This window comes from Lysinibacillus telephonicus (assembly GCF_003966145.1).
Lineage (GTDB): Bacteria > Bacillota > Bacilli > Bacillales_A > Planococcaceae > Ureibacillus > Ureibacillus telephonicus.
This window is the reverse complement of record NZ_RXNR01000101.1, coordinates 1-10,699: the sequence shown is the minus strand read 5'-3', so window position 1 is coordinate 10,699 and position 10,699 is coordinate 1. Positions and strand designations below refer to the sequence as shown.

The 10,699-nt window shown below is 34.2% G+C and carries 8 protein-coding genes and 1 pseudogene; 7 read left to right on the top strand and 2 right to left on the bottom strand.

Annotated elements, in window-relative coordinates; genetic code table 11:
• The first annotated feature begins 153 nt into the window (after nt 1–153).
• From EKG35_RS19460 to EKG35_RS19445, 4 genes are all read left to right on the top strand, one after another.
• A complete protein-coding gene (locus EKG35_RS19460; protein WP_185807832.1) occupies nt 154–1,635 on the top strand; it encodes a TnsD family Tn7-like transposition protein in 1,482 nt (493 codons plus the stop codon).
• 170 nt (nt 1,636–1,805) lie between these two features.
• Nucleotides 1,806–2,834, top strand: coding sequence for a hypothetical protein (locus tag EKG35_RS19455; protein WP_126296201.1), 1,029 nt, complete (start codon nt 1,806–1,808; stop codon nt 2,832–2,834).
• 51 nt (nt 2,835–2,885) lie between these two features.
• Complete coding sequence (locus EKG35_RS19450) at nt 2,886–3,596, top strand: hypothetical protein (RefSeq protein WP_126296200.1); 711 nt, start codon at nt 2,886–2,888, stop codon at nt 3,594–3,596.
• Nucleotides 3,597–3,664: 68 nt separating this feature from the next.
• On the top strand, nt 3,665–4,492 hold the full coding sequence (locus EKG35_RS19445; RefSeq protein ID WP_126296199.1) for a hypothetical protein: 828 nt from the start codon (nt 3,665–3,667) through the stop codon (nt 4,490–4,492).
• A gap of 650 nt (nt 4,493–5,142) precedes the next feature.
• Here EKG35_RS19445 and EKG35_RS19440 read toward each other — a convergent pair.
• The gene (locus tag EKG35_RS19440; protein WP_126296198.1) at nt 5,143–6,084 is read right to left on the bottom strand and encodes a helix-turn-helix transcriptional regulator; all 942 of its coding nucleotides are present in this window, start codon (nt 6,082–6,084) and stop codon (nt 5,143–5,145) included.
• Between the two features lie 93 nt (nt 6,085–6,177).
• On the opposite strand from EKG35_RS19440, the gene EKG35_RS19435 reads away from it, so the two are divergent.
• The 3 genes from EKG35_RS19435 to mutM all read left to right on the top strand — a co-directional run bounded on the left by EKG35_RS19435 (nt 6,178) and on the right by mutM (nt 9,482).
• Nucleotides 6,178–7,134: a quinone oxidoreductase family protein gene (locus EKG35_RS19435; RefSeq protein ID WP_126296197.1), complete on the top strand. Its 957-nt coding sequence runs from the start codon at nt 6,178–6,180 to the stop codon at nt 7,132–7,134.
• A 401-nt stretch (nt 7,135–7,535) separates the two neighbouring features.
• On the top strand, nt 7,536–8,390 hold the full coding sequence (locus tag EKG35_RS19430) for a malate synthase (protein WP_126296196.1): 855 nt from the start codon (nt 7,536–7,538) through the stop codon (nt 8,388–8,390).
• A gap of 288 nt (nt 8,391–8,678) precedes the next feature.
• Complete coding sequence (mutM, locus tag EKG35_RS19425; RefSeq protein WP_126296195.1) at nt 8,679–9,482, top strand: bifunctional DNA-formamidopyrimidine glycosylase/DNA-(apurinic or apyrimidinic site) lyase; 804 nt, start codon at nt 8,679–8,681, stop codon at nt 9,480–9,482.
• A gap of 657 nt (nt 9,483–10,139) precedes the next feature.
• Here mutM and EKG35_RS19420 read toward each other — a convergent pair.
• Nucleotides 10,140–10,577, bottom strand: a pseudogene (locus EKG35_RS19420) (YdcF family protein); the annotation flags it as partial.
• Between the last annotated feature and the right edge of the window lie 122 nt (nt 10,578–10,699).

Sequence of the window (10,699 nt, the reverse complement as noted above, 5' to 3'; positions counted from 1 at the left end):
TTTCTTTTCCAATGAAATCACCTCTATACGCTCCTAACTCTAAAAAGTTAGGATTATTTTCATATAAAAGTGGCTCACTTTTCAATTGCTATGGTGGCTCAGTTTTAGCTTATCAAATACAGGTGTGGATTCATGATCAACTTTCTGCCCGTAATGTATGATGATGAACTGTTGTATAGTGTCATTGCTCGTTATAAGCAAATGTGTGGTATGCTAAGCAACCAAGCAATGGTAAAAGATATATTTGGTAAGTTGATCATTATTAAATCAACATTATTCCCTAAACATCTTGATGCTTTTGTGCAAAATCTGCCTCCAACTTCAAAGCTAACGACAAAGGAAATTATTATGAAACATACGATGTTTCCCTTTTACACTTCCTTTTTATCTGAAGAAAAAGCTCAGTCGATATATGAAATAATGGCTGAAGGTAAAGGAAGGGCAGTTGAAAGTCTAATTGGGTTTGGGGGAAGTAAGGTGAAAATCCCAATTTATCTGCGATATTGTCCAATCTGTTTCGAAAACGATATAAAAAAGTATGGTGAAAGCTATTTCCGCAGATCCCACCAAATTGTTGGTGTTTTATATTGTTCAAAGCATGAAGTTTTGTTAAAAGATAGCACTGTACTTAGTACGGAAAGCGGATTTGACTTTAAATGTGCGGATGCGGAAGTGTGTGATATAGCGGTTTTGACAGATCCATTCCCGACAAGAATAAAAGAGTTGAATCTTCAATACACCCATAATGCCGAACGCTTATTGAAGGGTGACTATCCACGCAAACAACTTGATTTTATTATTAGCTTCTATATTGATAAATTGCGGAGTAAGGGCTTAGCCTCTGACAACGGAAATTTGTACATGAATGATGTGCAAGAAGAGTTTTTATCTTACTTCCCAGATGCTTATTTAGAAATCATGCAGAGTGCTATTGATCCAGAGAATCCCACTAATTGGTTAAGGTTTTTCGTAAGAAGCAACAATAAGAATCGAAGCCCATTAAGGCATTTGCTGTTTCTTCAGTTTCTTGATGTAGATATTAACGAACTTTTTCAGACAACTACTGTGGTTGGTAAACGGAAGATTGTTGAAGAGTTCACCCCCCTGTTTGATATTAATGAAAGAAGAAATATGTGGCTGAAAATAATTGAAGAACACAAAGGGGCAACCAGAAGCGAATTAAAAGAAATAGGAAAAGGTCTGCATACGTGGATTTTTAGATACGATCGTGAATGGTATGAGAAAGTAACTCCAAGAGTGAAAACGAGAAAACCAAGAACCGATCCTGTTGATTGGGAGCAAAAAGATGAAGAGTGCTTAATGCTTGCTAAAGAGGCAGTAAAGGCTATTTTGAATAAAAGTGGAAAGCCCGTCAGAGTAACTCCTTGGAGGATCAAATTGACGATTGGTGCAAGGAGATGGTTTGAAAATGAGAAATTGGTTCGAACCCAACAATTTTTGCGGGAATCCAAAGAGGATATAAGTAATTATCGTGTTCGGAAAATCAGGTGGGCAATTGATGAGTTGAGCAAGCAGGATGGGAGCATTACTGCTTATAAGGTGCAACTATATGCAGGGTTTGGCGGTGGTGAGAATGAAGTTAGGGAATTGATCGAAAGGATACTTGGAGAATAATAAGGGTGCTAATTATCATTGCAAATGCAGATAATTAGCACCTTTTTTAAACTTTCATTTTTACAATATATCATGGCTAATAATAGATTAGAAGATAGCTTGATGATGCAGGAAAATAATAACAGTTTGTGGTAGAGTCTAAGTAAGAAATTAAACGGAAGGTGAAACAGATGGAGATTAATAACCGAATTTTCAATAAAACAAAAGCGAATGATTCCCAATTACAAACATTTCTCTCGGGCTATGATGACCGTTGGAGGTTGACAAAATTAGTATCCATCAAAATGACATTAGAGGAAAGAGAGAAATTAAAACGAAAATTACGCTCTTTTTACGGACCAACATTTAAAGAAATTGAAGATGATTATGTATACAACGAATCAACAAATGGATTAATCTTCAGTGCCATTTCAGAATTACTTATGTACATTGAAGACTATCTTGTACTAATTAGTTTCATTAGAGAAGATGAGGAATTTATAAAAAAAGTTGTAAAGTATTGGGCTGGAAATATTGGAAAAGTACCAGAGCGTCTTAATCGTTTATCTGATGAAGATTTGCTAAAAGCATATATGATTCCGAATAAAGATTATATTCTTGAGGTTATGAGTGAACAGACTGAAGAAGAGAGAAATTCCTCAGTGGCGGTTTATGACGAGGGAGTTAAAAATATTCTTGAATACACAAAGTCTGTCATCGAGTCTTTTAATAAGTACAGATTCTTTTACAATCAGTATAAGCATGGTCTAACGGTAGCATTAAGACCATTTAGCGGGTCAATTAATAAAGCAGAATTACAAAGAAGAAAAACGTCATTTGATGGTTTCCCCGTTTGTTATGATAATGAAACGATTGAACAAGCATTTAAAAATGGACAACAAAGGGCTTTTGTAATACCAAGTTTAACACCTGAAATTCAACCAGGACTTAATAAACTCCAGGAAGAACAAAATTTATTGAGGTATCATTATGATAGTTTAGTAGATATTAATCATTTAATTAATATAGGAAAGAAAGTTCACCTTCTTATCAGAACATTAATAAAAAATAGATTTGACTATGTAATTCCAGAGAAACAGCAAGCAAATACGTTTTATTTACCGTATCCAAGAAAGAGAGATAGTTTTAGTTTTGCTCAAATTTTGGTTGTTCCATTTGAAAATCCATTGTCTCTTAATGATTTTAAAGTCAAAATTTGATCATACAGTCCCGTATAATTTTGAATAAAGAAGTGGAGCGGAGGAATATTCATGGAATTTGATATACAGTTTCCAGCGAAAGGTAAAAAGTTATTTATTTCTACTAATAAATATTTGGAGTTTTCCCATTTTGGCTGGGGAAATATTAATTCTCAGTTTTATGGATATATAAAGGGGTATAAAGAATCGGCTGATACGCTTGTTAATTATGCTTTGGCATCTAAAAGAATAGCAGTATTAGATACTTATATTTTTCCTGTTTTATTTTTGTACAGACAATTTATTGAGCTTTCATTAAAGTCCTTATACTTAGAGTACGCTGATGAATCTATGAATGAAAAAATACAGACAATTAAACAAGTTAATCATAACTTGGCTAAAATGTGGAACAAGTTAAAACCGACTTTGATTAATGCAAGCCACGACAAGAGTGAAAAAGAGATAATAAAAGTGGTTGAAAGCTATATCATACAATATCATAACTTTGACAGTAGTTCGTTTAAATATAGATATCCCATTGATAAAGATTATAATCCACTATTAAAAGGTGAGGAAAGAATAGATCTTGTAAATCTCAAAGATCGAATGACAGAATTAGATAATTTTTTTGGTGGTGTAGATGGTCAGTTAGATTATTTAAAAGAATGTAAATACGAGCAGGAGCAATATTTAAGGGAAATTGAAGCCGAAATGAAAGCGGAATATGAGGCAGAGATGAGAGCTGAGTATGAAGCAGAAATGCGTGATAACATGGAGTGGTAGGGTGTTTCTAACTCTGTCGGTGAAAGTGAATACCTGCTTTAGCTGGAAATAAAAAAGGGGGTGTAACAATGCAAAGTTTAGAGGAGTATATTGCCCGTAGAAAAAAAGAAGATCATATAAATGAGTTTAATGTTGATGAACGTATGGAGAATGTGCAGATATGTGTAAATTATGTCTTCGAGTATTTTAACCAGTATCTGAATATAGACGAGATGGAGCAAAAAACATTCCTGAATGATGAGCGGTTAAATAAGTTCAGGAATCAATTGGGTATGTATGAGAAAGCAATCCAGGATTGGCTTATTAATATTTACGATGTTCATGAAAAGCATATTCATCGTTCAATTATTAGCATTTTGAAGAAAGATGACATATTTTTTCTTTATCACACAGAAAGTGAATTTAGAAGTTGCTCCTATGGTATTTATGCAGAGCTTATCAAGAAGAATCCATTTTTAAAAGATCAAACGGAAATGCTTTTTCAGTTTATTAAAGATTATCACAGAATCCAGAGTCAAAAGGAAGTAGATAATCCACCTGTATTCTTGACCGAAGAAATTACCGAATGGATTGATAACACTTGGGCTAAGTATAAAGTGAGTATTTGGGCTTTTGTATCAGACTATATACACCGCTTTTCAGACGATGATAGCTTGTGGCCAGCTAAACATAAAGTGAAAAATACCAAGGTACAGCAATATTTCGATTATGACTTCAAGCAAAAAACAAATCTATTTAACCTCAATTCGCTATATCCAAGAATTTCACATAAACCGTTTATGAAAGGAAAGAAACAGTATCTTGAATTACTTATGATGCATACTTGGTTACATAGCATTGAGTCGGATGATGGAAACTATTGGGATGAGTATTTCGATAAATTCACTTCAAAATAGATTGGATAAGATAAAGATGCTAATTGTGCGAGTGACTGTCATTAATTATGATTTTCAGATACTTAGCATTTTATCCTTTCCTTAATCCTATATCCATTATTCTTCTATGTAGACAAGCAATAAACTCCTGTACTTTATAATAAAGTCGCATCATCCAAGTTCGCTCGTTTAAAATAAAGTCTTGTATCCTAAATCGCTGTAACCCTTGTCACTACTGACTTTCTTCAATATGAAACTTACAGAACTATTTTTTAAATCGAAAAAAACGAGAACAAAAAGCGTGAAAATAGGGTAGAAAAACGGTCAAAACGTGATCGAAAATGTGTGAAAATGAGGGTAAGATATGGTGACTTTATTTTAAACGGCAACGGTGGAATGCGGGTTGGCGGGGTGTGAAGATGGGGTGAGTTTATTTTAAATGAACAAAAATAAGATAAGAGACGAGACCCTTGAGAATGGCTTGTTTAGGCTGTTTTCAAGGGTTGTTATTGTTTCTAGAGAAAAAGATTGTTTATGAATTTGAGATGTGTTTCAATGCTTAATTGCATTTGCTTGCAATTGGATACAGTGCATATCATTTCATAATGGGACACCTGCTATTTTGACGATATCCTGGTACCCAAACAATAAAATTCACTCTAGCAGAAGAGTCATGAGTAATGCTGTAGAGTGTCTTGCAATTGCTTGCGTATAGTATCTATAATTTCCTGTGGCTCGATTACTTTTGCATTTTTACCTAACAGAAGAAAAAAATTAGAAACAAATTCAAGCTCGCTCTTATCAATTTTTATGTCAATATAGCCTTGATCTTGACCAGCAATTTTGATGTGAGGCTCTAACCAATGCTGACTATTGCATTGCCGCATTCCCTCTTTAGTCAATTCTACATATAAATGTATGGGATCTCTTGGTTCTTGTGTTATAAGATTATCCAGCCATTCGTTAAGATTTATTGTGGGGTTATGCTTTTCTCGTGTATTTTCCAAGGCTAAAATACGATCCAAACGGAAAAGTTTGATTTCATTATGGTTTAAGTCAAAAGCAGGCATATACCAGAAACCATCATAAGCATACACACCTAAAGGTGATATTTCTCTTTTTGAGTTTTTGTATTTTGATTTATACTCGATATAAAGTTTATCATTTTCTAAGGCAGCCTCTATTATCTCCTTTATAAATGGAGAAGGAATGCCTCTTTTTTTATTCCAAAAGGACAAAACAGAATCAAGATTACCGATTTTATTTCTTGTATCAGATGGAAGACCTGCACATAGTTTTCTGGAAACAGAGTTAATATCAATTTCAAAGGGTAATGATTTATAAAATTTCAGAGACTGAAAAGCAAAAAAGATGGCAAAGGCTTCTTTTTCGTTAAAAATAATTGGTGGTAGCACTCGATTGTTAAGTACGCGGTAGCCACCGTTACGACCAGGTTCGGTATAGAGAGGGACGCCTATCTCGCTTAATTCCATTAAGTATCTATGAGCTGTTCTAACTGAAACATTAAATTCATGTGCCACATCCTCGGCAGTAAAACTACGCTTTGCATTAACATACATGATCAAATCAAATAGTAGTTTTGTTTTAGACATTTCTTTCACTCCTTCCTAAACCATGCCAATTTCTGTCATGGTTTTAGTGTATATTTTCTAATTGTAGATTAGCAATAGGAGGAGGAAGATTAAATGAAAGCTGTAGTTCTTGATAGATTTGGAGGACCCGATGCACTGATGGTGAGAGACGTTTCAATTCCAAGCATTGGAGATAATGAGGTGCTTATTCAAGTTCAATATGCGGGAATTGGGCAGTGGGATATCTTTGAGAGAGAAGGCGGATATGATGAAATGCTAGGATTACATTCAAAATTTCCGTATATATTAGGCTCAGAAGGTTCAGGTACTATTTATGCTAAAGGGAAAAATGTAGAAAGTCTTGCTATTGGAGATAAGGTTTACGCACCAGGTTTTCTTAATCCCAAAGGCGGCTTTTATGCAGAATTTGTTGCCATTGATTCAAATTATGTATCTAAGATTCCGGAATCTATAACATTGAAGGAAGCTAGTGTAATCTCCGGAGTAGGATTAACTGCGTTGCGTGGGCTTGAAGATGTATTAGAACTTAATAAAGATGAATCAATCATGATTTTGGGCGCCAGTGGAGGAGTTGGACACTTGGCTGTACAACTTGCAAAAAATATGGGGGCTCGGGTATTTGCGATAGCGTCGGGTGAAGATGGCGTTGCTATGCTAAAAAAGTTAGGTGTATGCACTGTTGTGGACGGAAATAGAGATGATGTATTATCTGCTGGAAGGAAATTTACACCAGAGGGATTTGATACTGCACTGTTTACAGCTGGTGGGGAACTAGTAAACTCCATAGTTCAGTGTGTTCGAAAGGGTGGCCGTATAGCATATCCAAATGGGATATATCCGATTCCAGAAACAAAATCAGATATTAGTTTAACGGGTTATAATGGTGAACCTGAACCGGAGATTATAAAAAGGTTAAATAATTGGATAAGTTCTGGTAAGTTAAAAGTTCATATCGATGAAGTGTTTTTATTGGAAGATGCTTATAAAGCACATCTAGCTCTCATTAATCATTATGTCGGTAAACTTTGTCTTAAAGTGAATGATTTATAAGATGTTACTGATTAACATTAATGTGAATGAGTTTACCCTTTTAGAATAAATTTACCAAAGGTATTTTATAGCCTTTCGACCAAATCTTTTACTGTAATTTGAAGTTCATTATTCTTAATTACCAATTTGTAGAATGATAAATTTTTAATTTTACCTCACGTCGAAAAATATTGTCAACAAAAAGTTTGTGTAAAGCATGAAAAAATGTTATACTAGTCCTACAGTTGTTTACTCAATCGTATTCCGAATTCGATGTATCTTATTGCAATAGAATTAGGGATACGATTTTTTATTTTATGGCAAGAAAAATTAAACAATTATGTAGCTTTTGGTAATCGAATAATATTTGCAATTACTAACAATTAGTAAACAGTTTTTATTCTACAAGGAGGATTAGAATAATGAATCTAATCAATAAGAAAGTTACACATAAGCGTTTTGGATTGGGTAGTATAGTTAAACAAAATGATTCTAGTATCGAAATAAATTTCGCATCAGAAAATAAAAAGTTTGTTTTTCCTGATGTATTTGAAAAGCACTTAACACTGCATGATAAAAATGTCGCTGATTTACTTGATAAAATAATACAAGAAAAGGAAATGGAACGAAAGGAAGCTGAACGGAAGAAGGAAGAGGAAAGAGTTATACAACGAAAAAACGAGGCACTACGGCTGGAACATGAAAAACTTATGAAAAACCATAAACTTCATCCCGAATCACAATTAGTTTTTTGGTGTGACAAAGATGAACAACATAGTTCTTTTTCAGAGTGGATGGTTTTCCTAGGCGAGGTGAAAAGCGGCAATAACAAGGGGAAGCCAAATAAACCGAGCCGCTTGTACCGCAATAGTGCTGTCCTATTAACATCCGTAGATTCCAGCTTACCTGAAAAAAATAGACGTATTTTAGGTGTCTATATGGTAAATGAAAATTTCATCGGAAAGCTTTGTGAAGATGGATATATTCCTGCACATTCAAAATATAAAATCCAACTTACAGAACAAGAATCGAATCAGATGCAATTCTGGAAATATTATTTAAATGATAAATCACCGCATCAAATAACATGGAAATCAGGTAAATATCGTTATTTTGATAACTTATGGATGGCTCAGATTTTGCTTGATATAGTGTCGTTGAAGAGTGACCCAAAGGAAAGAGAGTTGGCACAACAATTTTTTAAATATTTTTGTAAAATGAATAAGATATTAGCTCAAGAGTTACCAAAACCTAATGGCGCGTTAATGCGTAGTTAAAAGTTACCTTGAAAAATATTAAGAATGACTGGAAATGACATATATTGTTCCAATGGCATCCAAATTTAGGATGCCTTTTTTAGTGCCACCAGTCCCTTTAACCGTGATTCCTAATAGACCTCCTAGGTGATTCTCATGGCGAGTAACCCTATTTTTATAAAAATCGATTGGGTTAATCCCTTATTTTTTTGCGTTTTTTATATTGGATTCTTTAAATGCCAACCATTCATAATAACCTACTAGTAGGAAATACTGTATAAAACAGTTTGCAAAATGGAGGACAGAATTATGCCTGAATTGCCAGAGATGGAAACATATAAAACATTACTGGGATCATTGATAGGTGGGCAAAAAATTACAGAAGTTGCGATTGGACGGGAAAAATCTATTAACGTACCAGTTGACAGCTTTACTAAGCAAGTTACAAATCAAACTATAAAAACAATTAATAGAAGAGCTAAATATTTAATTTTTCAACTACAGGATGGTTCATGTTTACTCTTACATCTAATGCTTGGTGGATGGATGTTTTTTGGCAAAGAGGAAGATAAACCAGACAGAACAATTCAAATAAAACTATCCTTTGGAGAACAACATTTATTTTTCATTGGTCTGCGCTTAGGCTACTTGCATCTTTTATCACCTGAAGAGGTCAAGGTAGAGCTTAAAAAACTGGGACCTGAAGTGCTTGATCCCGATTTTACATTAGATGCCTTTCAGCAGCTGATGCATAAACGAAAAGGAATGATTAAAACCACGCTAATCAACCAAGAGGTACTTGCTGGAATTGGTAATGGATATTCTGATGAGATTCTTTGGCATGCAGAAATTCGCCCTGATAAAAAAATTGATGATTTTGACAATCAACAATTAAGCCGGCTATATCATTCGATTCAATACATCCTTAAAAAAGGAATTGAACAAGGTGGTTATATGGAAAACCCACTATATAAGGAAGATGGTAAAACAGGAGGCTACCAATTTTATGTTTATGACAGAGAGGGTAAAGAATGTTCCCGTTGCAATGCTACTATTATAAGAAAGGAAATCTCTTCACGGAAAACTTATTTTTGCCCAAATTGCCAGCAATAAAGTACATTTTTATATGCTTGTGAATATGTACGCCTTGTAATGCTTGCTAGCTTTGGAAAGAATATTTATGGACATAGACGGCTTTTAAATATTGAATAAACCTACCAACATCCATTTCTTACCAAATACAGTCCTCACATTATTAAGCAGCTGCGTAGCTTGATTTAACGTAATTTGACATCCCATGTTGGTAGTAGTGTAGTAACAAACTGAAAAGTAAATATTAAGGGGGGACTCTTCGGAGTTGAGAAGGTTAAAACCTGATTCTTTGAACCTGTCAGTTAACACTTTAGATTTATGATCAATAATTTGAATTGTGCTTTCCCATTCAATTTAATAGGAGAGCACTTTTCCAAAGCTAGAGGGAACGAAATTAGTGAATGTCTGGAACAGTTATAAAACTAGAGAAAAGGATTCGGTTAACTGAGCTATAATAGTTGATGTGAGTTTACTTGCATGATAGAGGCATTACAGCTACTTGAAGAAACTCCTATTTTAGAGAAGACAATGCGAAAAAGTAAATGTACTATATTTATTGATAATAAATTTGTTGGTGAAGCAAATTCCTAAAAGGGATTTGTTTTTTTAAAACCTAAGCACGGTAGAAATATACCGAACTCAGGTCTTAAGTGCCGCCTAATTAAAAAGAGACGTTTTTTATTGATTTAATAAATAATAATTTAAAACAGTAAGTAAGAGTGACAATCCTAATATTGTTCCTACTACAATAATATGGTGTTTGCGTTGCATCGCGACAATCGCAATATATTCGCGAATCATGGCATTAGGCCAGTAATATAGAGCGGTTTTTGAACCAATTCCTTGGCTCTTTAAACCGGCTTTTTTGGCATGCAGGCTGGCCCTAAATAAATGGAAGTTATTTGTAGTGAAAATGCTGTTGTATTGGCTACCTTTCACTGAATCCATCATTTGTTTTGAGTAATGCATATTCTGAAATGTATTTACAGATTGATCCTCAATCATTGTATGCTCTGGTGGAATCCCTTTATCTAAAGCATATTTCTGCATAGCACTAGCTTCTGAAAGTAGTTCATCTGGGCCTTGCCCACCTGAGAAAATTAATATCGGTGGGGAAGTATAAATGCTAACTTAAGAATGTACAGTATTGATTGTTTAAGTATGTACAGTTTCGACAATAAGATACATAATATTCCTGAGGTGGGATGTTATGTATATGCAAATTAACGTAAATACAA

Excerpts from the sequence above, each read along its gene's own strand:
- EKG35_RS19445 (WP_126296199.1), top strand. The coding sequence starts at position 3,665 with ATGCAAAGTTTAGAGGAGTATATTGCCCGTAGAAAAAAAGAAGATCAT.
- EKG35_RS19440 (WP_126296198.1), bottom strand. The coding sequence starts at position 6,084 with ATGTCTAAAACAAAACTACTATTTGATTTGATCATGTATGTTAATGCA.
- EKG35_RS19430 (WP_126296196.1), top strand. The coding sequence starts at position 7,536 with ATGAATCTAATCAATAAGAAAGTTACACATAAGCGTTTTGGATTGGGT.
- EKG35_RS19455 (WP_126296201.1), top strand. The coding sequence starts at position 1,806 with ATGGAGATTAATAACCGAATTTTCAATAAAACAAAAGCGAATGATTCC.
- EKG35_RS19435 (WP_126296197.1), top strand. The coding sequence starts at position 6,178 with ATGAAAGCTGTAGTTCTTGATAGATTTGGAGGACCCGATGCACTGATG.
- mutM (WP_126296195.1), top strand. The coding sequence starts at position 8,679 with ATGCCTGAATTGCCAGAGATGGAAACATATAAAACATTACTGGGATCA.
- EKG35_RS19450 (WP_126296200.1), top strand. The coding sequence starts at position 2,886 with ATGGAATTTGATATACAGTTTCCAGCGAAAGGTAAAAAGTTATTTATT.
- EKG35_RS19460 (WP_185807832.1), top strand. The coding sequence starts at position 154 with ATGTATGATGATGAACTGTTGTATAGTGTCATTGCTCGTTATAAGCAA.